At 46.5% G+C, this 25,092-nt stretch carries 27 protein-coding genes, 2 tRNA genes and 1 riboswitch; of the genes, 12 read left to right on the forward strand and 17 right to left on the reverse strand.

The window, feature by feature from the left end:
• Positions 1 to 81: 81 nt before the first annotated feature.
• From NQS30_RS15260 to NQS30_RS15275, 4 genes are all read right to left on the reverse strand, one after another.
• Positions 82 to 155, reverse strand: a tRNA-Gly gene (locus tag NQS30_RS15260).
• Between the two features lie 8 nt (positions 156 to 163).
• A tRNA-Arg gene (locus NQS30_RS15265) sits at positions 164 to 240 on the reverse strand.
• A gap of 301 nt (positions 241 to 541) precedes the next feature.
• A complete protein-coding gene (locus NQS30_RS15270) occupies positions 542 to 1,960 on the reverse strand; it encodes a sugar porter family MFS transporter (RefSeq protein WP_015239287.1) in 1,419 nt (472 codons plus the stop codon).
• Positions 1,961 to 2,388: 428 nt separating this feature from the next.
• On the reverse strand, positions 2,389 to 3,390 hold the full coding sequence (locus NQS30_RS15275; RefSeq protein ID WP_015239286.1) for an NADPH:quinone oxidoreductase family protein: 1,002 nt from the start codon (positions 3,388 to 3,390) through the stop codon (positions 2,389 to 2,391).
• A 127-nt stretch (positions 3,391 to 3,517) separates the two neighbouring features.
• Here NQS30_RS15275 and NQS30_RS15280 point away from each other — a divergent pair, with 127 nt between their 5' ends.
• From NQS30_RS15280 to NQS30_RS15305, 6 genes are all read left to right on the forward strand, one after another.
• Positions 3,518 to 3,985: an SRPBCC family protein gene (locus tag NQS30_RS15280; protein WP_015239285.1), complete on the forward strand. Its 468-nt coding sequence runs from the start codon at positions 3,518 to 3,520 to the stop codon at positions 3,983 to 3,985.
• Positions 3,986 to 4,096: 111 nt separating this feature from the next.
• Positions 4,097 to 4,951: a manganese catalase family protein gene (locus NQS30_RS15285; RefSeq protein ID WP_020955413.1), complete on the forward strand. Its 855-nt coding sequence runs from the start codon at positions 4,097 to 4,099 to the stop codon at positions 4,949 to 4,951.
• A gap of 238 nt (positions 4,952 to 5,189) precedes the next feature.
• Positions 5,190 to 6,752, forward strand: coding sequence for an APC family permease (locus NQS30_RS15290; RefSeq protein ID WP_007409293.1), 1,563 nt, complete (start codon positions 5,190 to 5,192; stop codon positions 6,750 to 6,752).
• 116 nt (positions 6,753 to 6,868) lie between these two features.
• Positions 6,869 to 7,450, forward strand: coding sequence for a TetR/AcrR family transcriptional regulator (locus tag NQS30_RS15295; protein ID WP_007409294.1), 582 nt, complete (start codon positions 6,869 to 6,871; stop codon positions 7,448 to 7,450).
• Positions 7,451 to 7,522: 72 nt separating this feature from the next.
• Positions 7,523 to 7,852: a DMT family transporter gene (locus NQS30_RS15300; RefSeq protein ID WP_003156023.1), complete on the forward strand. Its 330-nt coding sequence runs from the start codon at positions 7,523 to 7,525 to the stop codon at positions 7,850 to 7,852.
• The gene (locus NQS30_RS15305; protein ID WP_007409295.1) at positions 7,852 to 8,166 is read left to right on the forward strand and encodes a DMT family transporter; all 315 of its coding nucleotides are present in this window, start codon (positions 7,852 to 7,854) and stop codon (positions 8,164 to 8,166) included. Before NQS30_RS15300 ends, NQS30_RS15305 begins: the two co-directional genes overlap by 1 nt.
• 59 nt (positions 8,167 to 8,225) lie before the next feature.
• Here the strand turns inward: NQS30_RS15305 and NQS30_RS15310 are convergent, their stop codons facing one another.
• The 3 genes from NQS30_RS15310 to NQS30_RS15320 all read right to left on the reverse strand — a co-directional run bounded on the left by NQS30_RS15310 (position 8,226) and on the right by NQS30_RS15320 (position 10,954).
• On the reverse strand, positions 8,226 to 9,440 hold the full coding sequence (locus NQS30_RS15310; protein WP_012116961.1) for a CynX/NimT family MFS transporter: 1,215 nt from the start codon (positions 9,438 to 9,440) through the stop codon (positions 8,226 to 8,228).
• Entirely contained in the window at positions 9,430 to 10,116 is a 687-nt protein-coding gene (locus tag NQS30_RS15315; protein WP_007609773.1) for a FadR/GntR family transcriptional regulator, read from the reverse strand. Before NQS30_RS15315 ends, NQS30_RS15310 begins: the two co-directional genes overlap by 11 nt.
• A gap of 121 nt (positions 10,117 to 10,237) precedes the next feature.
• Positions 10,238 to 10,954 (reverse strand): GntR family transcriptional regulator, encoded by a 717-nt coding sequence (locus NQS30_RS15320; protein WP_007409298.1) that lies wholly within the window; start codon positions 10,952 to 10,954, stop codon positions 10,238 to 10,240.
• Between the two features lie 176 nt (positions 10,955 to 11,130).
• A riboswitch (purine riboswitch) is annotated at positions 11,131 to 11,230 on the forward strand.
• A 54-nt stretch (positions 11,231 to 11,284) separates the two neighbouring features.
• Between NQS30_RS15320 and NQS30_RS15325 the strand changes: the two genes are divergently transcribed.
• Positions 11,285 to 12,445 (forward strand): MFS transporter, encoded by a 1,161-nt coding sequence (locus NQS30_RS15325; protein WP_007409299.1) that lies wholly within the window; start codon positions 11,285 to 11,287, stop codon positions 12,443 to 12,445.
• Positions 12,446 to 12,496: 51 nt separating this feature from the next.
• Here NQS30_RS15325 and NQS30_RS15330 read toward each other — a convergent pair whose 3' ends face one another.
• Complete coding sequence (locus tag NQS30_RS15330; protein WP_007409300.1) at positions 12,497 to 13,063, reverse strand: YdhK family protein; 567 nt, start codon at positions 13,061 to 13,063, stop codon at positions 12,497 to 12,499.
• Between the two features lie 196 nt (positions 13,064 to 13,259).
• Here NQS30_RS15330 and NQS30_RS15335 point away from each other — a divergent pair, with 196 nt between their 5' ends.
• A complete protein-coding gene (locus tag NQS30_RS15335) occupies positions 13,260 to 13,433 on the forward strand; it encodes a hypothetical protein (RefSeq protein WP_007409301.1) in 174 nt (57 codons plus the stop codon).
• Positions 13,434 to 13,485: 52 nt separating this feature from the next.
• Here NQS30_RS15335 and NQS30_RS15340 read toward each other — a convergent pair whose 3' ends face one another.
• The gene (locus NQS30_RS15340; RefSeq protein ID WP_124692562.1) at positions 13,486 to 14,844 is read right to left on the reverse strand and encodes a serine hydrolase; all 1,359 of its coding nucleotides are present in this window, start codon (positions 14,842 to 14,844) and stop codon (positions 13,486 to 13,488) included.
• Between the two features lie 136 nt (positions 14,845 to 14,980).
• A complete protein-coding gene (locus NQS30_RS15345; protein WP_007409303.1) occupies positions 14,981 to 15,250 on the reverse strand; it encodes a hypothetical protein in 270 nt (89 codons plus the stop codon).
• Between the two features lie 231 nt (positions 15,251 to 15,481).
• On the opposite strand from NQS30_RS15345, the gene NQS30_RS15350 reads away from it, so the two are divergent.
• The gene (locus NQS30_RS15350) at positions 15,482 to 15,736 is read left to right on the forward strand and encodes a hypothetical protein (protein WP_007409304.1); all 255 of its coding nucleotides are present in this window, start codon (positions 15,482 to 15,484) and stop codon (positions 15,734 to 15,736) included.
• Positions 15,737 to 15,792: 56 nt separating this feature from the next.
• Here the strand turns inward: NQS30_RS15350 and NQS30_RS15355 are convergent, their stop codons facing one another.
• The gene (locus NQS30_RS15355) at positions 15,793 to 16,986 is read right to left on the reverse strand and encodes a macrolide family glycosyltransferase (protein WP_124692563.1); all 1,194 of its coding nucleotides are present in this window, start codon (positions 16,984 to 16,986) and stop codon (positions 15,793 to 15,795) included.
• A 141-nt stretch (positions 16,987 to 17,127) separates the two neighbouring features.
• Positions 17,128 to 17,814, reverse strand: coding sequence for a GntR family transcriptional regulator (locus NQS30_RS15360; RefSeq protein ID WP_007409306.1), 687 nt, complete (start codon positions 17,812 to 17,814; stop codon positions 17,128 to 17,130).
• A 182-nt stretch (positions 17,815 to 17,996) separates the two neighbouring features.
• On the opposite strand from NQS30_RS15360, the gene NQS30_RS15365 reads away from it, so the two are divergent.
• Entirely contained in the window at positions 17,997 to 19,055 is a 1,059-nt protein-coding gene (locus NQS30_RS15365; protein ID WP_124692564.1) for a tartrate dehydrogenase, read from the forward strand.
• 48 nt (positions 19,056 to 19,103) lie between these two features.
• Here the strand turns inward: NQS30_RS15365 and NQS30_RS15370 are convergent, their stop codons facing one another.
• The 4 genes from NQS30_RS15370 to NQS30_RS15385 all read right to left on the reverse strand — a co-directional run bounded on the left by NQS30_RS15370 (position 19,104) and on the right by NQS30_RS15385 (position 22,624).
• Positions 19,104 to 19,886, reverse strand: coding sequence for a class I SAM-dependent methyltransferase (locus tag NQS30_RS15370; RefSeq protein WP_025284338.1), 783 nt, complete (start codon positions 19,884 to 19,886; stop codon positions 19,104 to 19,106).
• Positions 19,887 to 19,921: 35 nt separating this feature from the next.
• Positions 19,922 to 20,539 carry an NUDIX hydrolase gene (locus tag NQS30_RS15375; protein WP_025284337.1) on the reverse strand — a complete coding sequence of 206 codons (618 nt, stop codon included), beginning with the start codon at positions 20,537 to 20,539 and terminating at the stop codon, positions 19,922 to 19,924.
• A 175-nt stretch (positions 20,540 to 20,714) separates the two neighbouring features.
• On the reverse strand, positions 20,715 to 21,587 hold the full coding sequence (locus tag NQS30_RS15380) for a DMT family transporter (RefSeq protein WP_015239274.1): 873 nt from the start codon (positions 21,585 to 21,587) through the stop codon (positions 20,715 to 20,717).
• 215 nt (positions 21,588 to 21,802) lie between these two features.
• Positions 21,803 to 22,624: a MerR family transcriptional regulator gene (locus NQS30_RS15385; protein WP_124692566.1), complete on the reverse strand. Its 822-nt coding sequence runs from the start codon at positions 22,622 to 22,624 to the stop codon at positions 21,803 to 21,805.
• Between the two features lie 131 nt (positions 22,625 to 22,755).
• Between NQS30_RS15385 and NQS30_RS15390 the strand changes: the two genes are divergently transcribed.
• Both NQS30_RS15390 and NQS30_RS15395 read left to right on the forward strand, forming a co-directional pair.
• Positions 22,756 to 23,214, forward strand: a complete 459-nt coding sequence (locus NQS30_RS15390; protein ID WP_124692567.1) for a spermine/spermidine acetyltransferase — start codon at positions 22,756 to 22,758, stop codon at positions 23,212 to 23,214.
• 157 nt (positions 23,215 to 23,371) lie between these two features.
• Positions 23,372 to 24,115, forward strand: a complete 744-nt coding sequence (locus NQS30_RS15395) for a sulfite exporter TauE/SafE family protein (RefSeq protein WP_015416927.1) — start codon at positions 23,372 to 23,374, stop codon at positions 24,113 to 24,115.
• A 41-nt stretch (positions 24,116 to 24,156) separates the two neighbouring features.
• On the opposite strand, the gene NQS30_RS15400 is transcribed toward NQS30_RS15395, so the two are convergent.
• Positions 24,157 to 24,996, reverse strand: coding sequence for a helix-turn-helix transcriptional regulator (locus NQS30_RS15400; protein ID WP_007409314.1), 840 nt, complete (start codon positions 24,994 to 24,996; stop codon positions 24,157 to 24,159).
• Positions 24,997 to 25,092 lie beyond the last annotated feature (96 nt).

Raw genomic sequence — 25,092 nt, forward strand, 5'->3', positions numbered from 1 at the left:
TGCACATCGCTGTGCGATTTATTTAAAACTTTGAATTAACAGGTACGTTTTGTCTTGTTTAGTTTTCAAAGATCATTATAATGGAGCGGGTGATGAGAATCGAACTCACGACATCAGCTTGGAAGGCTGAGGTTTTACCACTAAACTACACCCGCGTTTGAATTGGCGCGCCCGAGAGGAGTCGAACCCCTAACCTTTTGATCCGTAGTCAAACGCTCTATCCAATTGAGCTACGGGCGCTTATCAGGCGACTTAACTATCATACTACCAATCAGTTATGATGTCAAGTGTTTTTTATTTCTTTTCGAAGTCTTTTTGTCGACCTCATTTATTATACATGCTTTTGAGAATTTGTAAAGTCTTTTTTTAAAAGATCATTTTCTCATTTGTCGTTTTCGCTTTGTTCATCAGCGACGTTTAATAATATACCATGCACTTCAAATTAGGTCAACACTTTTACGAAACTTTTTTCTCACTTATTATTCCCTTCTATATAATAAATAAAAAAGCAGGATTCCTAGGAACCCCGCGTCTATCCAGATTACCCGCTCACCTTGGCTTCTGCGCTATTACGATCTGTTTTTTCATAAGTACGGAAGTTTTGTTCAAGCTGTTCGAGCGACAGACCTTTCGTTTCCGGAAGGAACCTTTTCACAAATATAACGGAAGCTATCCCTAACAAGACAAAAATGAAGAAGGTTGCAGACAATCCGATGTTTGCGAGCAGGACCGGAAAAGTGAAACCAACAAGGAAGTTCACGATCCAGAGGCAGAAGACAGTGACCCCCATACCAAGCCCCCGCAATCGAAGCGGGAATATCTCCGACAGCATCAGCCAGGTCACCGGAGAGACAGCCCCCTGCTGAAACGCAAGGAAAGTGACTGTTAATGAAAGAACCACATAAGGAAGAGCAGGCGATCCTTTCAGCACGACAGACAGAACTCCGATCAAAAGCAGCACCGCAGTCGTTCCGATCAGCCCCGTCATCAGCATCGGGCGGCGGCCGACTTTGCCGAGAAGCCATATTCCTACAAAAGTCGCGAGCACCGAAATCACACCGTTAGCGATATTGCCGATTAATGCGGCTTTTGTCTCGAAACCGGCATCTTTTAAAATTTGAGTTCCATAATACATAATTGAATTCACGCCGGTGAGCTGCTGCACTACCGCAATTCCGATCCCGATAAACACAATGCGGCGCACCCACGGAACGGCAAGATCCTTAAAGGCGGCCTGCTCCATCTCAGCTTCCTTATGAAAGGCAGATTCAACCTCAGCGAGCTCAGACTTCGCTTTCTCTTCATTCCTTATTCGCCGGAGAACGTGCAGAGCATCTTCTTTTCTTCCTTTAGAAACCAGCCAGCGCGGACTTTCAGGAACTTTCAGCATACCAAAAAACAAGAATACCGCCGGAAGGGCCGCGATAACGAGCATATAGCGCCAGGCGTGAGAGGTATCACCAAGCACATTGCCGATGATAGCATTACACGTGAAGGCAAGCAGCTGGCCTGTTACAATCATCAATTCATTTTGGGTAACCATTCTCCCTCGGCTTTCCGCCGGCGACATTTCAGCCAAATACGCCGGAACGGTTACGGATGCTCCCCCGACGGCAAGCCCCAGCAGAAAACGGGAGATGACCATAACAGATACGTTAGGCGCCAGTGTACATCCAAGCGTCGCCGCAAAGAACAAAACGGCAAGGATAAGGATATTTTTACGTCTGCCGTTATAGTCCGACAATCTCCCTCCGAAAACTGCTCCGATCGCAGCCCCCAAGAGCAGGGAGCTCGCCACCATCCCTTCAGTCAAAGCGGTAAGATTAAGCTGGTCAGCTTCCGCCATAAACGGCAGCGCCCCATTAATTACACCTGTATCGTAGCCGAAAAGCAGACCCCCGAACGTCGATACTAAAATGATGGTTCTCAAAAATGAATGCTGGCTGCTATTTTTATTCATCTTCAAATCCTCCTAGTTTTTACACAGAGATAATATCGGAATATTCAGTTATCAATATTTGCACCCATAACGTCTGCATACAAGTTCTGACCGTCCAAAACAGTTATATAAGAAGAAAATAATTTGAAAGCGTTATCATTTATAGTGATTATCCACTCTCCCCTTTCGTTAAATTGTTATTTTATAGTTACTTTGTAGTGAAGTTATAATGATATTATTGGCATTTATGTTATTATCATAATTTTAAAAGCGCTTTCAGTCAATAAATATTTCAGAAAATTTTATAACTTACCTTTATATTACCTATATGTAATCAATTTATGTTTTTAATCAACTCATTTTCACTATATGATCAATAGTTAATCTCTTTTAGATAAAAAATTGATTATATAGTGAAAACCCCCAATCAGCAGTTGGGGGTTTTTGATTTATTCTTCGTTTATTGTAACGATCGTTCTTCCTCTCGCTTCTCCTTTTAAAAGAGCAGGAAGCGTATCCGGCAGCTCTTCAAGTGTAATTTCCTTTTGAATAAAGGCCTCCAGATCTGCAGGCTTGAAGTCATCAGCTAAACGCTGCCATGTTTTCTTTCTTGTCTCCATCGGACAGAATACGGAATCGATTCCCAAGAGACTGACGCCGCGCAATATAAACGGAAAGACTGTAGACGGGAGTTTCGTTCCCGCTGTCAGTCCGCTCACAGCAACTGATCCGCCGTACTGAATCTGGCTGAGAACTGAAGCAAGCGGCTCACCTCCGACCGGATCGACGGCCGCTGCCCATTTTTGTTTTTGCATTGGTTTTAACGTGCCGTTATACACTTCGTCACGGTGAATGACCGTCTTTGCTCCGAGGCTCTTCAAATAGCCGCTTTCGTCTTCTTTTCCCGTACTGGCCTCGACCTCATAACCTAAGGTTGAAAGAATGGAGACGGCAAAGCTTCCGACGCCGCCTGTCGCTCCTGTCACCAGCACCTTCCCTTTTTCAGGAGCGGCATGGTTTTCTTCAAGACGCTGGACGGACAATGCGGCAGTGAAGCCGGCGGTTCCGATCGTCATGGCTTCTTTAAGTGTCAGACCTTCAGGCAGCGGCACGATCCAATCTGCCGGAATGCGGGCCATCCCGCTATAACCGCCAAAGCGGGAAACACCTATGCCGTAGCTTGTCGCAATGACTTTATCCCCCTCTTTGAAACGGGCGTCATCTGAGGAAACGACAATTCCCGCTAAATCAATTCCCGGCACGAAAGGATACGACGTTACGATCTTGCCGTCAGGAATGGCAGCCAAGCTGTCTTTATAATTCACCCCTGAGTAGCAAACCTTAATCAGCACTTCACCCTCGGGAAGGTCCTGAACCGCCAGCTCCCGTACGCTGACTGAAAACCGGTCTTCACGTTGATCGACTACTAACGCTTTAAATTGATCTGTCATCACTACGTCTCCTTAAAATGAATTAAATGGCTTTGGAAAAGCATAAAATAAGTTTGATTTGTTTTCAAATGTCCTGCCTCGTGTAGTATGATCAAAAGTAAAAACAGCGAAAGAGTGGTTACGCATCATGTCTGATAAACAAAACAAAGATAACAAAAACAACAGCAGCAGCAATCAGCCATTACCGGACATTATTCATACCGCCGTTTTCAATGCGCCGATACAAGTTGTCTGGGATACGGTCTCCACTGCGGACGGCCTGTCTCTCTGGTTTATGCCGAATGATTTCACACCTCAAGAAGACAGTGAGTTTCAGCTGGAATCTCCGTTCGGTCCGTCTCCGTGCAAGCTGCTGGATATTGAAGCGCCGTACCGCCTTTCTTTTTCGTGGGATACGGAAGGCTGGATCGTTTCTTTTGTCTTAAAGGAAACAGAAAGCGGAGATACGGAATTCACTCTCATTCACGGCGGATGGAAAGAGCCGGAATCCGTCATCAATAAAGTCAATCGGAAAAGCTCCGAGATTCACAGTACGATGGATCAAGGATGGAACGGGCTTGTCAACACGAAACTTCGCGGGGCTGTTGAGGCTTAACACAGAAGGACGGACACGCTTTCCGTCCTTTTTTTGATGCCGATACATAAAAACTGACTTTGCAAAGACACTAACAGAAGAACCGAAAACTTCTTTCAGGGGGCGCTGTTTATGTATTATTACAAAGAAGAGCTGATCAATATCATTAAACCGGACAAGCCGGACCCGGCCGCGGCCAAGGTGCTTCAGGAAATTTTAGGCGGGCACTACGGAGAAATGCGGACGATGATGCAATACTTTTTCCAAAGCTCTAATTTCAGAGGAAAAGAAAAACAGTTCCGTGACCTGCTTCGCGGTGTATTTTTAGAAGAGATCGCACACGTTGAGCTTGTCCAGCATACGATTAATGCGCTGCTCGACGAAAGCGGCGCTGAGGGCCCCGGAAATCAGGCAGCAGATCAGGCGCCGCTTGACGAAGCAGTTAAACACGCCAATCCGCACCATTTTATCATCGGAGCGCAAAGTTCTCTTCCTGTAGACGCCGGCGGCAATCCATGGAACGGGTCTTGGGTATACAACCACGGGAATCTGATTTCCGATTTATTGGACAATGTCGTGCTGGAATCAACCGGCGTGCTGCAAAAGACGCGCATTTATGAAATGAGTTCAAATCAGACGTTCAGAGAAACACTCGGTTTTCTGATCGTCCGTGACAACGCCCATCAAAATGCATTTACAAAAGCGTTGGAAACACTGGGTGTCGAATGGGGCAAATTATTTCCCGTGCCGAATTATGATATTGAAAAATACCCGGAATGCCGGAAATTCGTTGAGATGGGTTATCATAATACTCAATTTAATTTCAGACTGGATCCGACACGGATCGGAGAAATTCTGCAGGGAACGACGCCGAGCCGAAACGGCGGCGACTTAAGTGTGTCCGAGCCTCCTAAAGGTTTCCCCGTGCCGGAACTTCCTGAGCTTCCGAATGAGCACAGCCCCGGACTGAAAGATATGAACTTGTAACAAAAAAACGCCTGTTTCGGGCGTTTTTTGTTTTTCTGAATATGAGGTTTGAATGTGTTTAAAACGGGGAATATAAGCCGGGAGATCTTGCCATACGGCCGTTATTATAATGTGAGCACATTGCTGTACATACTTCGTTTCGAAAGTTGTCCTAATTTTCCAGCCGGCCGGCTGGGTATGTTTGAATGATAATGGGAATTATGTAAAGAGAACAATGTCTTTTCTAAGGAGGCAGCGAATGTCTAAGCAAGGAAACTTCCAGAAAACTATGTCACTTTTTGATCTTATTTTAATCGGCATGGGAGCCATATTCGGTTCGGCATGGCTGTTTGCCGTCAGCAACGTCGCCTCTAAAGCGGGCCCATCAGGCGTTTTTTCCTGGCTGATCGGCGGGGGAATCATCTTATTGATCGGCTTGGTTTATGCGGAACTGGGCGCTGCGCTGCCGCGGACCGGGGGAATTATCCGGTATCCCGTATATTCACACGGACACCTCGTCGGATATTTAATTTCCTTTGTCACCATTGTGGCATACACGAGTCTTATTTCTATAGAAGTCACGGCAGTCCGCCAATACGTGGCGTATTGGTTTCCCGGTTTGACCGTAAAAGGCTCCGATTCTCCGACAATTGCCGGGTGGATATTGCAATTTGCGCTGCTCTGCCTGTTCTTCCTCCTCAATTACTGGAGTGTCAAAACCTTTGCGAAAGCAAACTTCATTATTTCGATTTTTAAATATGTCGTACCGATTACGGTAATTGTAGTACTGATTTTTCATTTTCACCCGGGCAATATGACCGTTCACGGATTCGCGCCTTTTGGCTTCACCGGAATTCAGGCCGCGATTTCCACAGGCGGCGTCATGTTTGCATACCTTGGGCTGCATCCGATTGTGGCTGTCGCGAGTGAAGTGCAGAATCCGAAGCGGAACATTCCGATCGCATTGATTGTCTGTATTATCGTTTCTACTATTATTTACACCGTGCTGCAGCTCACTTTTATCGGGGCGATCCCGGCGGATACCCTGAAGCACGGATGGCCGGCTATCGGGACTGAATTCTCCCTTCCGTTCAAAGATATCGCCGTTTTACTCGGTTTGGGGTGGCTTGCGACATTGGTCATTTTAGATGCGATTTTATCACCGGGTGGTAACGGAAATATCTTTATGAATACGACTTCACGTCTCGTCTATGCCTGGGCCAGAAACGGAACATTATTCAGCATTTTTTCTAAAGTCAATAAAGAAACCGGGACACCGCGTGCCTCCCTTTGGCTTTCGTTCGGTCTGGCTGTTTTTTGGACGCTTCCGTTCCCTTCTTGGAACGCTCTTGTCAACGTATGCTCCGTCGCATTGATTCTGTCTTATGCGATTGCGCCGATTTCTTCTGCGGCGCTGAGAGTCAACGCGAAGAATATTAACAGACCGTTTTATTTAAAAGGGATGAGCATCATCGGGCCGCTGTCGTTTATTTTTACCTCTTATATTGTATATTGGTCCGGATGGCGCACCGTATCCTGGCTTCTCGGTTCTCAAATTGTCATGTTTCTGATCTATCTCTGTTTCAGTAAATATGCTCCCAAAGATGATGTCAGCATACGGCAGCAGCTGAAATCAGCATGGTGGATCGTCGGCTTTTATGTCATGATGCTGATTTTCTCCTATCTCGGCTCGTTCGGCCACGGATTGGGCATTATCAGCAATCCGCTTGACCTGATTCTGATCGCCATCGGTTCGCTCGGTATTTATTACTGGGCAAAATATACGGGACTGCCGAAGGCTATGATCGACAGTGATAAATGACGAATACCGGAAAGAAGTATGGTCTTCTTTCCGGTATTTTTATTTTAAGGGATGACAAAAAAGAGAACATGCGATAAAATGAATGACAGTCATTCATAAAAGGAGGAACCCCTCTATTGGCAAAACAAAGCTCGGGAAAATACGAAAAGATCCTGCAAGCCGCGATTGAAGTCATTTCTGAAAAAGGATTAGACAAAGCATCCATTTCAGAAATCGTCAAAAAAGCCGGAACGGCCCAAGGTACGTTTTATTTATATTTTTCTTCTAAAAACGCACTGATATCCGCGATTGCAGAAAACCTGCTCGACACTACGCTGGACAGAATAAAAGGGAAAACGGACGGTTCTGAAGATTTTTGGACGTTGCTGGACATTTTGGTAGATGAGACATTTCACATCACCCGGCTTCATAAAGATATTATCGTTCTCTGTTATTCCGGTCTTGCCATCGATCATTCAATGGAGAAATGGGAAGCCATTTATCAGCCTTATTATTCCTGGCTGGAAGGCGTGATCAATACGGCCATTGAACAGGGTGAGGTCCACAGCGGCATTCATGTCAGATGGACAGCCAGAACGATTATCAACGTTGTCGAGAACGCGGCTGAACGGTTTTATATCGGCTGTGAACAGGATGTCGATCTCGAAGTATATAAAAAAGAAATATTCAGCTTTCTCAAAAGAAGCTTGCAGAAATGATTGGCAGAGACCGATCATTTTTGACCGCCGTAAAAATGACTGACATTCATTCATAACTGAGGTGACTGTATCATGTATTGGCTGCTTGTATTGATAGCCGGACTGTTAGAAGTAGTTTGGGCGTCCGCCCTGAAGCATGCGGATTCGCTCTTTGATTGGATTGGTATTTTCCTTCTGATTGCCGTCAGCTTTCTGATGCTGATCCGCTCTTATAAAAAAATTCCGATGGCTGCCGCATATACCGTTTTTGTCGGAATAGGCACCGTCGGCACATATGTAACGGGCGTCATTTTAGGCGAATCGTTTTCAATCGGGCAAATATTCTTTTTGGCTTTGCTGTTGTCCGGCATTTTAGGAATGAAGGTATTTACGAAAGAAACTGAAACAAGGGGTGAACATTAATGGCATGGCTGCTGTTATTTATTGCCGGAGCGGAGGAAGTTGTAGCGGCCGTTGCCATGAAACATATTGACGGTTTTAAAAAAAAGTGGCCGCTGATTGTCATGGTAACAGGCTTTATGCTTTCATTCTTTTGCCTTTCCGGAGCGATGCAGGTTCTTCCCACAGGTGTCGCGTATGCGGCTTGGACCGGCATGGGAAGCATCGGCGTTTCGGCCGTGGGCATACTTTGGTTTAAAGAAAAATTCAATCTGTCACAATTGGTGTCTCTAGGGCTTATCCTCATCGGTGTCATCGGCTTAAAACTGACAACGTGACGGCCTGAGACAGCTTTTTAAATAAAAAACAAAGGACCCTAAGCGGGCCCTTTGTTTTTTTATGCTGTTTTGATCTGTTCCGCTTTTCCCGCTCCGACTCCGAAAATGAAAATCAGAACGGAGACTGCGATCAGCATGAATAACGGAACCGTCCAGCCGTGCGTGATGTCATGCAGCAAACCGAATACGAGCGGCCCGAACGCGGCAAGCAGGTATCCGAATGACTGGGCCATGCCGGAAAGCGCCGCGGCTTCATGAACATGCCGGGTCCGCAGGCTGAAGAACATCATCGCCAAGCTGAACGCACAGCCTCCCGCAATTCCGATCAAAATGACCCATAGCGGAGTGAGAGCCGGGCTTCCGAAAAGAACGCCGGCAATGCCGATAAGGAAAAATAAAGCCGTCAGTCCGGCGAGTGCGCGCTGATTTTTCATTTTAGCGGCAGCGATCGGCACGATAAAAGTAATCGGCAGGACTGAGAATTGCATTAATGAAAGCATCCATCCCGCCTTACTTGAGCTGAGTCCATTCTGCTGAAGAATTTCCGGCAGCCAAGCGATGACGGTGTAAAAAATAAGGGATTGCAGCCCCATGAACATCGTCACCTTCCAAGCAAGCGGAGACCGCAGCAGACTGCTTTTCTTCTCTCCGTTTGTCCCAGTCGTGCGGACGGGCAGTTCGCGTCCTCGCATTTGCGGAATCCACATGACAAACGCAATGAAAGAAAGGATAGCCCAGCAGCCGAGCGCGCCTTTCCAGCCTAACCCCGCTGAAGAGGCGATCGGCACGCTGATGCCGGATGCAATCGCGCCGCACAGATTCATAGAAACCGAGTAGACGCCGGTCATGATGCCTAAATTTCCGGGAAACTTATGTTTAATGAGACTCGGCAGCAGGACGTTGCATACGGCGATCGACAATCCCAACAGGATCGTTCCGAAAAAGAGAGTGCCGATTCCGGCGATGGAGCGCAGCAGAGTTCCGGCTGTCAAGACAATTAATGATGACAGTAACACAATCTCGGTCCCGAAGCGCCGGGACAATAAAGGAACAAACGGTGACAGACATGCAAAGGCCAAAAGCGGCACTGTCGTAATGGTGCCGGCAGCCGCATTGGTCATGCCGAGGCTGTCCCGAATTGAGGAAACGAGCGGCCCGACCGATGTCAGAGGCGCTCTGAGGTTGGCCCCTATCAATATGACTCCGATGACCAGCAATATCAGTTTTTTACGCTGACTTGCTTGCAGAATTTGATGTTCGTCTTTAATTTTCATGTTCATCCTCCATGTGTATAGTATCTTTAAATACTGTGATGTATTGGTTGACGGCCTCCATGGCCTGATCCGGTTTTTGTCCGATAATCGCGGCGGCAAGCTGGGTGTGGATCCGTATAGCAGGGGTGATTTCCAACAGGTTATGGACTGACGCACAAAGCGCCTCCGTCATATGCTCGTATAGATCAGAAAGCATGTTGTTATGGGCCGCCTGTACAATGGTTTTGTGCAGTTTAATGTCAGCCTCGGCATACCGTTTTCGATCTTCATTTTGCAAGGCCGCTTCACATTCATCCAAGCATGCCTTCAGTGCTTTCAGGTCTTCGTCATTACGCCTTTCCGCCGCCAATCGCGCAGCTTCTCTTTCGAGTGCGTATCTGACTTCTAATGTTTCAAGCAAATTTGATTTTTTAATATGGCGGTAAAATGCCGCGCCGAGAACACTGGATGAGCTGACATACGTACCGCTCCCCTGCCTTGTCTGAAGCAGGCCGGCATGTACGAGCGCCCGAATGGCCTCACGCAATGTGTTTCGGCTCACATCAAATTGCTTCATTAAATCCAGCTCAGGGGGAATGCGCGTCCCGACCGGCCATTTATCCGATTGAATTAACGATTCAATTTGCGTCACCACTTGTTCTACGAGCGACAGTCTGCTTGTTTTGGATATCTCCATCAAAACACCTCTGAAATTTGTAGGATGATTCTATCATTGGGTAATATAACATAAAAGAAGCGAAGATGTAAATCAGCGGCAACAAAAAAAGAGTGAGTTTTTCTCTCACTCTTCGGCGCTTTTATGAACGTTTTATATTGACTGAGGTCACGACAAACTTGTCATGACGGTGGCGGGAAAATGAATATTCAAAGGGAGTGCCGTTGTCCAAAAAGCCTACATGCTCGACTTCAAGTATCGGGTCATCCGGCCGGCAGCCGAGATATTGCTGATCCATATCATCCGACTTGCACGCTCTGATTTTTCTGTGTGAGCCTGCGATTTTGAGCTGGAGTTCCCGCGTAATATGATCATAGATGGAATGGTTGAGCACCTCGTCATTAATGCCGGGTATAAGGCTCGCCGGCATGTACGTTTTTTCAAGAACGTACGGTTCGCCTTCAACAATTCTGAGCCTTACTACATAATAGACGGGAGTCTTTTCATCGATGGCCAAATGTGCGGCGACATCTTGAGACGGAAACTGCACTTCAAACCGGATGACCTTGCTCTTGATATTTTTTCCTTTTAACAAATTGCTCAGGCCGAGAATTTCGTTGCTGACTACGTGAACGTGCTCATCCTGCATGGCTGATTGAATGATAAACGTGCCGTGCCCTCTTTTTCTGAAAAGCATTCCTTCAGCCGCAAGTGTATCAAGCGCCCGCTTCATCGTCATCCGGCTGCACCCAAACTCCGCAGCGAGCGTCTTTTCATCCGGGATCGGCTGATCTATGTCATATACACTGCTTTTAATCCTCTTTCTCATTTCGTTGGCGATTTTTTCGTACTTATTCATCGGTTTCCTCCGGCTGTATAATGTTTGATCTGTATAGACTCCTTACGGTTATCATAAATTTTTTTCCCTGCTTCATCAATGACGTTACAGCCGCCGATATTGAAATTGAAAGGATTTCCTCGAATTTTCTATGGAATCTCCCTCACTATTATGGTAGAATTTTTGCAGAAACGGACACAACCGAATATTGCATACATTGTATAACCTCAATGATATGGTTTGAGGGTGTCTACCAGGAACCGTAAAATCCTGATTACAAAAATTGTCCCGTACACTTTTTGTAATCAGGATTTTTTATTTTCTAAAAAATAAAAAAAGGAGTATCTGTACATGAATTTCAAAGTATTTCTGCTTGCAGCATCTACCATCGCAGTCGGATTGGTTGAATTAATTGTGGGCGGTATTCTTCCGCAAATCGCTTCCGACTTAGATATATCTATCGTCAGCGCGGGGCAGCTGATCAGCGTGTTTGCGCTCGGTTACGCGGTATCCGGCCCGCTGCTTTTGGCGGTGACGGCAAAGGCTGAACGAAAGCGGCTTTATTTAATCGCACTGTTTATTTTCTTCCTAAGTAATCTGGTGGCTTATTTCAGTCCCAATTTCGCCGTACTTATGGTGTCACGGGTTCTCGCTTCCATGAGCACAGGGCTGATTGTCGTCCTTTCTTTAACGATTGCTCCTAAAATCGTGGCGCCTGAATACAGAGCGCGGGCGATCGGCATCATTTTCATGGGGTTCAGCTCCGCAATCGCTTTAGGCGTGCCTGTCGGCATTATCATCAGCAATGCCTTCGGATGGCGCGTTCTGTTCTTGGGAATCGGCGTATTATCTCTCGTTTCCATGCTGATTATCAGCGTCTTTTTTGAAAAAATACCTGCTGAAAAAATGATTCCGTTTCGTGAGCAGATCAAGACGATCGGGACCGCCAAAATTGCCAGCGCACATCTTGTCACCTTGTTTACATTGGCGGGGCATTACACACTCTATGCCTACTTTGCGCCTTTTTTGGAAAGAACGCTTCATTTGAGTTCCGTTTGGGTCAGTGTATGCTACTTTTTGTTCGGTCTGTCAGCGGTATGCGGCGGCCCGTTCGGAGGGTGGCTGTATGACCGTTTAGGAGCATTTAAAAGCATCATGCTTGTGACCGTTTCTTTCGCTCTGATTCTGTTTATTCTTCCGCTGACAACGGTTTCTTTAATCATTTTCCTGCCTGCGATGGTGATCTGGGGATTGCTCAGCTGGAGCCTTGCGCCGGCGCAGCAAAGCTATTTAATCAAAATTGCGCCTGAGTCTTCCGATATTCAGCAAAGCTTCAACACGTCCGCTTTGCAGATCGGCATCGCGCTCGGGTCAGCCATCGGCGGCGGCGTGATCGGACAAACCGGTTCTGTCACAGCAACAGCCTGGTGCGGCGGTTTGATTGTCATTATCGCTGTCGCGTTAGCTGTATTCTCTTTAACGAGACCCGCTTTGAAAAGAAAATCCGCATAAATGTAAGACCGCAAAAAAGCCAAAGGAATTCCTTCGGCTTTTGCGGTCTTTTTATTTTGCGGCAGCAAGCTCGTCTTCTGTCACCCATTTATGATTGGTTACTTTTTGGCCGCCGTCAGTCGGTGTATAGTCGACCATATAAACGGTTGTCTTTTTGGCTGAATCAATAACGGCTTCGGCGCCCTTCATGCCTTTCATATGGGATGCCTCGATCACGGCCTTGTCACCCGGTTTTAACGTTTTATCCCCGGCGCCCTTCAGCTCTTCCTGAATGACCCATTTATGATCTTCGACGCGCTTTCCTCCCGTTTCCGGAGTGTAAGACACACTGTAAACCGTTGTATCATAAGCACCTTTTACGGTTCCTTGTGCATTTTTCATGCCTTTCATATGAGAAGCTAAAATCATGACGTCACTGCCGACCTTATAAGTCGGATTTTCTGCCTTCTTTAAACCTTTCGGCACCTCGGATGAACCTGAGTGATTCATGTCTTCGTGAGAGTGCGTTTCTTTGTCTTTCGCTTTTTCGCTTCCTCCTGAAGATTGGCTGTTGCATCCGGCAAGCGCCAGAACGGGGATCAGGAGAAACATGCTGAATAAAAATAGTCTCGCTTTCATTTCAAGAACTCCTTTGCCTTTTTGATTTTTCACTTTCCCTTTCGTTTCTTCAGTAAAACAAAAAGATGGCCTGTCATTTCTCCTAATTCTTCAAATCTCTCTTTATTGCCTTTCATCAGGTGAAATTGTTCACAAAATGTACACATTAATGGAGATGCAGTATAATTCATTTATCAGATAATAGGGGGAACTCATCATGAAAACGAAGGTTTTTGCGGTGGTATTGGGCGCTGTTTTAATGATTGCGGGGTTGGTTTTGGCAGAGGTTTCGCTTTATATGGAATACATCACAATGCTCGGAGCTATGATTTTTTCTTCTATATTTATGTCAGAGCCGAAAAGAAAATTTCGCGTCATCAAAGGGGTTTGACTTTTCTATTACCGCCGTCTTCTCAGGACGGCGGTTTTGTTTTGCATGTCACTCAGTCTATCCGCACAGCCGTTTCTTCTGTGCCGTCCTGATATAAAACGAAATGCGGGGCTGTTTGTGCTTTATCACCTGCAAATTCAATTTCAAGCGGCAGCGCCCTGACAAAATAACGGGTTTCCGTCATTGGGAATAATTCGAATGGAGTCTGCCCGTCTATTGTAAGATACAATCGGTTTTCTTTTACCGCCACCGATGCATGTGTGTCATCCTGAAATGAGTAATTGCCGGTAAATCTGCTGTAAATCGCAGGATCGATATCTGCTTTTTTCTGATCTGCCGGACGTTTCGGAATCACGTATGGCTGATCAAATAAGATGTTTACAGCCGCGGCAATTACAGCTTGTTCAAATTGATACGATTGTTCCATATTGCTGAGATAAATCAATGTTTTATTCTGGTCAATATATCGGATCATCAGAGTTGAATAGCCCGGCCAGCCTCCGTCGTGACTGATAACCTTCCCTTTTTGGGGGCTGTTTTGAATCATCCAGCCAAATCCGTATCCGAATTGCTCTTCTTCATTCCAATAGCCCGGTGTAAACGCTTGATCTTTAGACTCTTTGCCGATGATTTCTTCCGTATAAAGAGCCTGATCAAACAGATATAAATCTCTAATAGCGGAGTTAACGGTTCCGTCACCTTGAATTCCGTCAAGAAAGACGACATAATCAGTTTCCTCAAGTTCATCCGGCAGCACATATTCTCCGGAATGAACATCATACACATAGCCATATGCATAGTTCGGAATGTTTTCTTTACTCAGCCTTCTGTTATAAATCCGCGTATCGTGCATACGAAGCGGATGAAATACGGCTTGTTTCATAAATTCAGCAAAACTCATGCCTGATACAATTTCTATAATAACCGCTAACACCACATACCCCGTATTACTGTAAAGCCACTCCTTGCCCGGCGGGAAATAAGCTTCCGGCTTATGCTGCTTGAGCATATTGATCACATCTTGATTAACGGCAATTCTGTCCCGGTCCCAATGTGTTAAGAACAACTCCATATAGTCCGGCAATCCTGACGTATGATGGAGTAAATGCCGAATGGTAATGCCCGGATAAGGAAAATCAGGAAGCCACCGCTCTATCATATCGTCATAACGCAGCTTCCCTTGCTGCTCTAAAATGATAACGCCCAAAGCTGTAAACGGCTTCGATACTGAGGCCAATTCAAAGACCGATTGGTCATTCAGCATCCTCTTTGTTTTCAGTTCTGCAGCGCCGAATGAACCCTGGTATAAGATGCGGCCGTTTTCCGCTGCCAATACAGCGCCGTTTATTTCATGTCTTTCGTCTAAAGTGCTGAAAAGCTGTTCAAACGCTTGTTTTTTCTTTTCGTTCATTTCACGAACCTCCATATACAAGCTGATTTACCCTTTTATACGAACGGCCGCTTTAGAAGTTTCAATATTTTCCCTTTCCGGAACACCAGTCAGTATACTGCCGTTCAGGCAGCCGCGGAGATTTGATGAATGTCTTTTATTCACACAATACTGTGCAGGCTTCGAATTCAACATGCTTCTCGTCTTTATTTGCACCGGCAATTTCCATGGTCGAAAACATCGCGCAGACGACGGCTTTGTATTCGTTCATGACGGTTTGAATTTCAATCAGGAACCGTTCAGATGAAGCCGCGTATTCCGTTACGTACTCTTTCATTTTGCCGATAATATCATCTGCCTGACGGCTGAAGCCGGCCGCCTCCAAGTCACTCTCAAACTGGTTTTTGTTGATCATATGAATATGCATTTTTTAAAGGCTCCTTTCAGCAGCATTTTGTGGTTATATCTACTGTAAAGGACAGACTTGGATAAACTTTTAATAAAATATGAACAAAATATGAATTGGCTCATCGGCCTGACCGGCGGGCTTTCGGCTGTGCTCCGTTTCATTTGGACTACATGAAATAATGACTTCTTTACTCTGTTAAAAACAGCTCATATATGATCTAATACCAGTAAAATGTTTAGGAGGCGGCCTATGTCAGCAGCAGGAAATCGGCAAAAATTTTGGGTCATGGCGATGCTTATAGCGGTCTTCACCGTGTTCGTTTTCTCTTTTTCTGAGAATCATTCACAAAAGAACTGGCACACGGCGGTTGACCAGGCGTCAGTGAATGTCTTCGGCCAGCAGATCTTTGAAAAAGACCGTCTGGCAAAAACACTCGACGCACGTGAGGCAGAATCTCTTCTGACTCTTGTGAAACTTGCAAATGCAGAACATCACATCATCTAAAAGCCATTATAAAAAGCCTGTTTCCCTTGACAGAGGAAACAGGCTTTTTCCATGTATTATTGAGCATGTTTTTGTTCAATAAACCGGTCGATCCGGGCGAGAACATCCTTCATGTCCGTACATTCTTTAAAGCTTTCATTAATGGCTTGAATGCCTTGTTTGTATTTTCCGTTATGCAGCACTTCTTCCGCGGCAAGCTTTACCTTTTCAGCGCTTACTTCATCTTTTTGCACTGTATAGCCTGCATCCAATTCAGTCAGGCGGCGCGCAACCATCGGCTGGTCTTTATCGTGCGGGATGACGACCAGCGGCACTTGATAATGAATGCCTTCATTTACACTGTTCATTCCGCCATGCGTGATAAACACGTCGGCCTGCTCCAGCACTTCAAGCTGCGGCACGTACGGGGCGATGATAAAGTTTTCCGGCGCCTGTTTGATTTTCGACAGATCGGCTTTTTCCCCGGCGGCAATGACTACTTTTCCTTCAAAATCTGAGAACGCGTCTATGCACAGATTGAAAAACGCTTCCGTGTCCCCGAGCACCGTTCCCATTGAGATATAAATGACTTTTTCATTCTTTAATGCGTCAATCGGGAAGTCGACGCGCCCTTTTCTCTTCGGAAAACTCGGACCGATAAATAAATACTCATCTCCGAATGTCTCACTTTCGGGCTGAAAATATCTGCTTGTATAGACGACGTTCAATTCACCTGTGTTGTTCATAAATTGAACCATGCTGTCAGGGGCGACACCGTATTTGTCTTTCATCTCGGCCAACAGCTCTTCACATTCCCTGTCCGGCTGAAACGGCACGCCCGATTCCGGATGGAGCGGCAGTATTTTCAGACGGTCTTCATTGAACAGGAAGGACGCTGAAGAAGAGATGCCGGGAATGTTGAGATAATCCCGCACCAGCTCTCCCGCACCGAATTTATCATAATAGACGGCGTCGAATTGAATGTCCTCTGCCAGCCGCTGCACAATATGTAAAATCTCCAGTGACGTTTTGATATGAACCTTTAAAAATGCAAGTATGCCGGACGGACTGCCGGGATCAATAGGTGTCATTCTGAGCAGATCGCTGTGAAGATGAACTTTCGCCCCTACTCCTTCCAGTCTGCTTTTGTATTTTTCCGTTGAGATATAATGAACGTGATCGCCCCGTTCGCTGAAGGCCTTTGTCATACCCAATGTCGGGTTTACATGTCCTTCTGCGGGAAAATTGATCATCAGAATATGTTTCGCCATTTTTCAATCTCCTTTGCCTTTTTTGCGTCTCTTCCATATCCATCATAAATGACGCGGAAAAAATCATGCAAGGAACATCCGTCAGGTCTTTATGACGGTTCGATGACATCGGCAAAAAAAAGACAAGGCATTTCGCCTTGTCTATCGTGATGATTCGTCTGTTTCTTCCGCTCTCAGCACGCCTTTCAGATGTTCTTCATCATGCTTGAGATGCTCCGTCATATATTGCACGGCTTTTGTTTTGTCGCCCTTTTTTATTTCTTCAAAGACTTTCCGGTGCTCATGCAGAATAACTTCCGCACGGTCATCTCCTTTAAAATTAAGAACTCTGCAAAAATGAATCAGCACATTGACATGCTCAAGCAGCATGGCCAGCCGGCTGTTGCGGCTGAAATCCACAAGGAGCCGATGAAACGACTCGTTTAAGGAAATAATCTCAGTCTCTTTGACGCCTTTATTGATGGCTTCTTCCGTCTCCCGCAGCTGTTTTTCAATGAGGTCAATTTCACTCTCAGCCGCTTCATCAATAACCAGTTCGACCGCCAGTGATTCAAGTGACATTCTGATTTTATAAATCTCTTCAACATCCTTAACGGACAAAGAATAAATGACAAAGCCGTTTCGATCGTCTGCCGTCAGAAGCCCGTCCTTTTCAAGGAGCCGCATGGCTTCTCTGACCGGCGACCGGCTGACTCCGAAATCCTTGGCCAGCTGAGTCTCATTCAGCCGTTCACCCGGTTTAAAAATCCCGTCAAATATCATTTTTTTCAATTGGGAATAAAATTGCAGATAATACGGGATTGGCTTATCTAATTTAAAATTATCCATCTTTCCTACCTCTTCATACAATTTAGGCCTTATTGTTACCAAGATCATATAACAGTTTATCTATGGAAGCAACATTCCCGAGCTTGTCAGCATATCGGAGGTGGCGTAATATGGAATTATGATGAACGACGGTCGACGGTCTGCCGTAAACCGAAAACAATTCATTCAGAGGTGACGGAAACATGAAAACATACAAGATTGCCAGCATACCGGGGGACGGTGTGGGGAAAGAAACAGTCCCTCAAGCGGAGCGGGTGTTGAACGCGATTGCCGAATTACATGGAGGCATTGCCTTTGATTTCACTTGTTTTCCGTGGAGCTGCGAGTATTATTTGGAGCACGGGACGATGATGCCGGATGATGGATTAGAAAGGTTACAGCACTTTGATGCTTTGTTTTTGGGAGCGGTGGGGAATCAAAAACTCGTCCCCGATCATGTTTCGCTGTGGGGGCTGCTCATCAAGATACGCCGGGAATTTGAACAGGTGATTAATGTGCGGCCGGCGAAGCTCCTGCCGGGAATCACTTCCCCCCTCGTTAATCCGAAGGATTTTGATCTGATAGTCGTCCGCGAAAACAGTGAGGGCGAGTACAGCTCTGTCGGCGGCAGAATCTATCAGGGTGAGGACGAAATCGTCATACAAAACGCGGTCTTTTCCCGCCGGGGTACGGAAAGAGTGATGCGGTATGCTTTCGAACTGGCGGCAAGTCGGCGGAAACACGTCACAAGCGCGACGAAATCTAACGGTATTGTTCACTCGATGCCGTTCTGGGATGACATCTTTAAAGAGGTCAGCCGTGAGTACGCCGGGATTGAGACGGATTCCCAGCACATCGATGCACTGGCGGCCTTCTTTGTCACGCAGCCGGAACGCTTCGATGTCATTGTCGCTTCAAATCTGTTCGGAGATGTGCTGACAGATATCGGCGCGGCGATTATGGGAAGCATCGGAATCGCTCCCGCAGCCAACATCAATGTAAACGGCAAATATCCTTCCATGTTTGAGCCTGTTCACGGCTCCGCCCCGGATATTGTCGGAAAAGGAATTGCCAATCCTATAGGCCAAATATGGACGGCGAAATTAATGCTCGATTCATTCCGAGAAGAGGAACTGGGCCATCTCCTCTTACAATCTATTGAAACGGTCACAAACAGCGGCATTCTGACTCCTGATGTCGGCGGAAAACATTCAACGGAAGATGTCACTTCCGCTATTATTTCTCAAATCAAGAACAGATAATACGAAAAAAACCGCGGGCAGGAAAACTGCACAGCGGTTTTTTTCGTCTCAGACGGGACGGATCGCGCAGAAACAGGCCGATTCACCTGTGAAGCCCGCAATACGGTCTGATTGATCCTTTTCTACAGAAAAAAACCGCTGTATATCACGAGGAGCATCCAGCATCTGTTTTTCCAGTAATGCGGCTTTCTCTTCAGTCAGGCCTGCCCGTTCACACCAGACGGTAAATTGAAATGGTTTCAAAAAGCAGACAGCGGATTCAATCCGGAAGCCGGCTGTCTCCAGAAAACGGAGCCATTCTGTTTTTTTCCACGCCCGAAAGTGGCTCTGATCCCGTCTCTTCTCAATGTCATTATAAAAATGGTCATATTCATCCTTTTCAGGTGCGGTATTGTCAATGAGAAGCAGTCTGCCGCCCGGTTTGACAACCCGAAACGCTTCATGAACAAAGGCTCTGACATCGGGAAAATGATGCGCCGCGATTCTGCATGTGACGATATCGAAAGCAGCATCGGAAAACGGCATCTTTTCAGCATCGCCTTTTTCGAATGACACGTTCGTCCATCCGTTTCCGGTTATAAATGCTTCAGCGGCTGCTAACATTTCTTCCGTGAGGTCATAGGCGATAACAGAGCGTACGAGAGGAGCGAGAGCGTTAGCCGTATGTCCGCCTCCCGTCGCGATATCCAGCACGTCCATATGCTTTTCGGCACCGGAAGCTGAAACGAGATACGCCAAATCCTCTCCTGCGGCGTGTCCTGGACTAGTCACATATTTCGCGGCGTTTTTGGCAAATTGCCGCTGCGCCTGCTGTTTAATTGAATCCTCCATTATACTCGGGCCCCCTTTTCTTTCTGATTGCTGCCTTAATCAAAATAAACGGGTTCGTCCGGATGTTTGAGATACGCAAACATCTTTTCAATCTGACTTTCTGTATTGCGGGCTTCAGATAGCGGCGGCAGTTCCGTTTCCGCAAAAAAGCCGGCGGCGCTTGTTTCTGTTCCCTCCCTGATCCGGCCGCCGATGATCTCGCATTTGATAAACACTTTGTAAACGTGGGCGGCGGACGGCGGATGGGAATGGCATTTCTTATCCATTACAGCTAACAGTTTAACGGGCTTTACGTCGATTCCTGACTCCTCTTTTACTTCTTTGACAGCGGTCTCGCCCGGAGAAATCCCGATATCAGCCCATCCGCCCGGCAGCGCCCATCTGCCGTCGCTTTTCTCTCTTACCATTAATATGCTCTGATCTTTAAAAACTGCCGCTCTGATATCAACTTTCGGAGTGGGATAGCCCGTGTCACCGGCGAATACGTCTTTGATGACCCTTTTGTCGGTGCCGGTATGATGCGCCATGATATCCACGCTTATTTTTCTTATTTCTTCAAATCTCTCAATATCATATATGTCTTTGGAATAAGCCAGCCCCGCTTGCGCCGCGGATTGAAGCTGTTTTGCCCAATCTAGCCATTTTGGCTCCATTTTTTCACCGCCCGTTATGTTAATTGACGAAACCCCAAGAGTCAGGATATTGCACCTTGAGAGTACCGGTGCCCATGATCCGTTTCTGCTCCTTGTTTTCTGTTTATGGAGGGGCGAATCCTGCCGGGAAAACAGAAAAAAGCCATTCATTTGCTGAATGGCTTTTTTTCATTTTCTATTTTTCTTTCATGACGAGAACGACGCCTGAAACAATAAGAGCCGCCCCGATCCAGAAGGTTCCTCCGATCGTCTCTCCCAGCAGCAGCCAGCCGAGCAAAGTCCCGGAAAGCGGCTGAAAGAAGAAAAACAGACCGCCGCTTGCCGCATTCAGTAATTGCAATCCGCGATTCCAAAGCATGAACGCGCAGGCGGTTGAGATCACACCCAGATATAAAAGTCCGCCCCATATCTCAGGCCGGGCAAGCTGAGACAAAGGAATCTCCCGAAGCGGGCCCGCTGTAAACGGGGTCAGGATGACAAATGCGACGCAAATGGAATACGTTGTGACGACAAGCGGTGAGTAATGGCCGGGAACCCGTTTCATCAGCACGGACATCAAAGCCCATGTCAGCGCCGCAGCCAGAAGCGAGAGACCGCCGAGCTGGCTCGACATATTGAGATCTCCGTTCCCCACAATGAGCAATACTCCGATCGTCGCCAGCCCTGTCGATATTCCTTTTTTCAGCGTTAACCGTTCTTTCAACATCAGCCGGGCAAATACAACCATAAATGCGGGAGTGGATGCCGTAATAATCGCACCCATCTGCGCGGTTGATAATTTCGTGCCGATTTCCTGCGTGACGATCGAAACCGTGTTGCCGATCAATCCGATCGCAGCGATCAGTAATAAATCACGTTTATGAACTTTCCAGGATTGGCGTGTAAATAAACTGAGAATCAAAAGCGAAAGAAGCGCCACCGCATATCTCAGCCATACCAGTTCAAGCGGCGGAATGACCGCTACCACAACTTTTACAACGACATACATACCGCCCCAGATACTGGCGGCCAATGCCAAATAAATCGAACCGAACAATGTATTTTTCAATTTGATGCACCCTCCGTTATCATATTAGGTCACGTCATATGCCCTAACGGAGAGAAGCGCAGTCACTTTCCTCCATTAAGGGCGGAGAAGTGCTGCCGGTACATCATGTTCAAATAAGGGCGCTAGAAACATATCGTTTTTCACCTCAATTGCAATCTGATTTTTCTCATTATACAAGGTTTGTTAAAAGACGTAAATGAACGGCGGCATCGGCTTTATGGATTGCGGACTTGCAGCTGGATTCTTGTGATCTGATTGTCAAACCCGTCCGCCACAACCTCATCAAGCATATATTCTTCATATGCATAATCGCCCATTTCCAGCCCATACTCTTCAATAAACTGCATGATGCTGCGGTAAGCCGCTTCCGCTTCATCCCCTATTTGGTACCCGACGGCATAAAGCCCTTTCGGCTTGATATGGAGGTCTCTATTCTCTATGCCTTCTTCTGTCTTCATATAAAAATGGGTGTAGTTGTAGAATTCTTTTTTCAGAATCTGCTCCCGCGCAAACAGTCCGCCGACCGGATGCCCCTGATCGAGCTCATGTACCCGCATATAGCGGATCAAATCTGAAATGGCGGCAGTATATTGCCGTTCTGGCAAATGGAGTACGGGCCGTCCTATCATAAGTGTCTCTTCATCTAATCGCTGCAGTGAGACGGAGGAAAAGTCTGTCTCCAAGGCTTGTTCGGTCAGCTTCACCTTTGTCCGAATCATCCTTTGCAGGTGCTCCAGCTTTTTGATTTTGCTTTCGATTTCTGAAGATTTCTCTTTTAAAAGCGTGATGATACCCTCAGGGGTTTTGTCTGTTAAGAGCGGTTTGATCTGCTTCAAGGGCACGCCGACCTCCTTAAACAGACCGATGACCTGAAACAGTTCGAATTGATGATAGGAATAGTATCTGTATCCGTTCGCTTTTTTGATTTCCGGAGAAAGCAGGCCGATCTCGTCATAATGGAACAGGGTTTGTTTTTTTACGTGGCACAGTTTTGCAAATTCACCCGTTGTGAAGTATTTTCTGACGTCTTCGCTCATAATGCCTCCTTGACTATACGGTAACCATATCCTTTATGATGATCATTGTATCCGAGAGAAGACTGATTCACAAATGGCTTACGCAATGAAAGCTTTACCGTCTCAAAAAAAGCGGAAGAGGAGTATCAAGTATGACGATTGAAATCAGAACAGTCACGGAAGAAAACCGTGCCGATATACTGGCGCTTCATGTAAGGGAAAGCCAGACTTCATTTATTGAAACCGCGGAAGAGTGCTTACAAGATGCTGAGGATTGCCGGTATTATCAGCCGGCCGGTCTTTATGTTAACGGGGAATTGGTCGGCTTTGCCATGTACGGATGGTTTCCGGAATATGATGAGGAAAATGAAAACGGCAGAGTGTGGCTTGACCGTTTTTTTATTGATGAACGCTATCAGGGACGGGGATTGGGCAAGCTGTTGCTTGATGCCCTAATCCGTCATCTCACTCAAATATATGATTGCAGACGGATTTATTTAAGCCTGTTTGAAGATAACGTGCACGCATTGCGGCTTTATCAAAAATTCGGCTTCTTATTCAATGGAGAGCTGGACTTCAATGGTGAAAAAGTGATGGTGAAAGAGCTGTAAACCCTCTGTATAAAAGCAATTCGGCTTCTTGCCAATACCTTAAATTTGAGGTAACATAAAGATATTAGACGACGGTCGACGGACTACGGTCGATTATTAAAACCTGATAAAGCGGAGCGGAACATGGTGATCAGGCATCTAAATGGAGGAGAAGATTGTGCTTATTATACTCGTTATGTTTCTTCTCGGGATTATTCTCGGGTTTATCGGCGCCGGGGGAGCCGGTTTTGTCATTGCACTTTTAACTATACTGTTTCACGTACCGATTCATACGGCTTTAGGCACCTCCCTTGCCGGAATGGCTTTCACAAGTTTGTCGGGGGCTTTCAGCCACTACCGTGAAGGCAATATTCAGATGAAGATCGGCCTCATCGTCGGCGTTTTTGCGGCATTCGGTTCGTTTTTCGGGGCAAGGCTTACTTCCCTTATCCCCGCAGATTTGCTGCATTACTTGACGGCGGGCATGCTGTTTTTATCTGCTCTGCTTATTTTAGTCCGGTTATTTATTGTAAAAGAAACACAAGAAGATTCCGGACAGCAAAGCAATCTGAACATATGGGTGAAAGCTGTTGTACTCGGTGTCATCGCAGGAATCTTGTCCGGAACGTTCGGGATCGGCTCTGCCCCTTTCATCCAAATCGGCTTAATGATTCTTTTGCGCTTATCCATCCGCCAGTCGGTCGGCACCACCATGCTTGTCATTATCCCGCTTGCGGTCGGCGGAGGACTCGGTTATGTGACGGAAGGATTTGTCGATTATATGCTGTTGGTCAAAGTGCTGATCGGAACGATGTGCGGCGCATATGTCGGAGCGAAATTCACCAACCTCGTGCCGAAAGTCATTCTGAAATCAGCCATCTTTTTAACACCGGCCATCGCCGGTCTCATGCTTTTATTTTAAACTGAAACGGGAGGCGGCCGCCTCCCGTTTTGTTCTGTTCTTCATCTGTTTTCGAAGAGCTTTTTCAGCTTTGCTTCCGTTTCGGTATGATCTACCGGCGTATACACACTGCAACGCAGATCACTGTTGCCCTGAACCTGAAATGAAGTCAGGTTAAAGACCATTTTTCCCGCCTTCGCGTGGCGGAACTCAATTAATACTTCGGGTGCCGAGCTGACTTCGCTCTCATTCCACAGCGTATGAAATTCCGAATACGTTTTCTCCATTTCTTCTATAAACTGAGAATACCACGTATCAGCTACATACTGGCCGTAATACGTTCTGAAAATGGCGATGAATCCTTTCACAAAGTGCTCCCAGTTCACGGCTAAACTTCTTAATTCTTTTCTGGAAAACAATAGCTCTATGAGATTCCGCTTTTCAGGAGGAATTTGTTCAAAATCTAAAAACACGTGCGCCGCAGCTTGGTTCCACCCTACGATATGACACCGCCTGTCCGAGATAATGGTGGGACAATAACGGAGCTCCTGCAGGATTTTTGAAAGGGACGGGCTGATAACCGCTTCTTCCTCCGCAGCAAACGGCTGCTTCACGCCCTCCTCAATGGCAAGCGCGTATAAATAATTTCTCTCATCTTTGTTCAGCTGCAGCGCATCGGAAACGGCGTCCAATACGGCTGCGGACACCTTAATGTCTCTGCCCTGCTCCAGCCACGTATACCACGTGGTGCTTACGCCGGCTAATTGCGCGACCTCTTCTCTTCGGAGTCCGGGCGTTCTTCTCCGTGTACCCATCGGCAGCCCGGCCATCTGCGGAGAAATTTTGGCCCGCTGCGTTTTTAAAAACTCTGAGAGCGCCTGCAATCTTCCTTCTGGTATCATACCGAATCTCTCCTCTCTTACCCTGGTATTCATTATACTAGGATAATCAACAACTTGTAATAGGATAATTGCGAGTTACAATAAATACATACCGAA

It is taken from the genome of Bacillus sp. B1(2022), assembly GCF_040259625.1.
GTDB lineage: Bacteria > Bacillota > Bacilli > Bacillales > Bacillaceae > Bacillus > Bacillus velezensis.

Bases quoted from the DNA above. Each gene is read 5' to 3' on its own strand.
- NQS30_RS15270 (WP_015239287.1), bottom strand. From the start codon at position 1,960: ATGAATAAAAATAGCAGCCAGCATTCATTTTTGAGAACCATCATTTTA.
- NQS30_RS15275 (WP_015239286.1), bottom strand. From the start codon at position 3,390: ATGACAGATCAATTTAAAGCGTTAGTAGTCGATCAACGTGAAGACCGG.
- NQS30_RS15280 (WP_015239285.1), top strand. From the start codon at position 3,518: ATGTCTGATAAACAAAACAAAGATAACAAAAACAACAGCAGCAGCAAT.
- NQS30_RS15285 (WP_020955413.1), top strand. From the start codon at position 4,097: ATGTATTATTACAAAGAAGAGCTGATCAATATCATTAAACCGGACAAG.
- NQS30_RS15290 (WP_007409293.1), top strand. From the start codon at position 5,190: ATGTCTAAGCAAGGAAACTTCCAGAAAACTATGTCACTTTTTGATCTT.
- NQS30_RS15300 (WP_003156023.1), top strand. From the start codon at position 7,523: ATGTATTGGCTGCTTGTATTGATAGCCGGACTGTTAGAAGTAGTTTGG.
- NQS30_RS15305 (WP_007409295.1), top strand. From the start codon at position 7,852: ATGGCATGGCTGCTGTTATTTATTGCCGGAGCGGAGGAAGTTGTAGCG.
- NQS30_RS15310 (WP_012116961.1), bottom strand. From the start codon at position 9,440: ATGAAAATTAAAGACGAACATCAAATTCTGCAAGCAAGTCAGCGTAAA.
- NQS30_RS15315 (WP_007609773.1), bottom strand. From the start codon at position 10,116: ATGGAGATATCCAAAACAAGCAGACTGTCGCTCGTAGAACAAGTGGTG.
- NQS30_RS15320 (WP_007409298.1), bottom strand. From the start codon at position 10,954: ATGAATAAGTACGAAAAAATCGCCAACGAAATGAGAAAGAGGATTAAA.
- NQS30_RS15325 (WP_007409299.1), top strand. From the start codon at position 11,285: ATGAATTTCAAAGTATTTCTGCTTGCAGCATCTACCATCGCAGTCGGA.
- NQS30_RS15330 (WP_007409300.1), bottom strand. From the start codon at position 13,063: ATGAAAGCGAGACTATTTTTATTCAGCATGTTTCTCCTGATCCCCGTT.
- NQS30_RS15335 (WP_007409301.1), top strand. From the start codon at position 13,260: ATGAAAACGAAGGTTTTTGCGGTGGTATTGGGCGCTGTTTTAATGATT.
- NQS30_RS15340 (WP_124692562.1), bottom strand. From the start codon at position 14,844: ATGAACGAAAAGAAAAAACAAGCGTTTGAACAGCTTTTCAGCACTTTA.
- NQS30_RS15345 (WP_007409303.1), bottom strand. From the start codon at position 15,250: ATGCATATTCATATGATCAACAAAAACCAGTTTGAGAGTGACTTGGAG.
- NQS30_RS15350 (WP_007409304.1), top strand. From the start codon at position 15,482: ATGTCAGCAGCAGGAAATCGGCAAAAATTTTGGGTCATGGCGATGCTT.
- NQS30_RS15355 (WP_124692563.1), bottom strand. From the start codon at position 16,986: ATGGCGAAACATATTCTGATGATCAATTTTCCCGCAGAAGGACATGTA.
- NQS30_RS15360 (WP_007409306.1), bottom strand. From the start codon at position 17,814: ATGGATAATTTTAAATTAGATAAGCCAATCCCGTATTATCTGCAATTT.
- NQS30_RS15365 (WP_124692564.1), top strand. From the start codon at position 17,997: ATGAAAACATACAAGATTGCCAGCATACCGGGGGACGGTGTGGGGAAA.
- NQS30_RS15370 (WP_025284338.1), bottom strand. From the start codon at position 19,886: ATGGAGGATTCAATTAAACAGCAGGCGCAGCGGCAATTTGCCAAAAAC.
- NQS30_RS15375 (WP_025284337.1), bottom strand. From the start codon at position 20,539: ATGGAGCCAAAATGGCTAGATTGGGCAAAACAGCTTCAATCCGCGGCG.
- NQS30_RS15385 (WP_124692566.1), bottom strand. From the start codon at position 22,624: ATGAGCGAAGACGTCAGAAAATACTTCACAACGGGTGAATTTGCAAAA.
- NQS30_RS15390 (WP_124692567.1), top strand. From the start codon at position 22,756: ATGACGATTGAAATCAGAACAGTCACGGAAGAAAACCGTGCCGATATA.
- NQS30_RS15400 (WP_007409314.1), bottom strand. From the start codon at position 24,996: ATGATACCAGAAGGAAGATTGCAGGCGCTCTCAGAGTTTTTAAAAACG.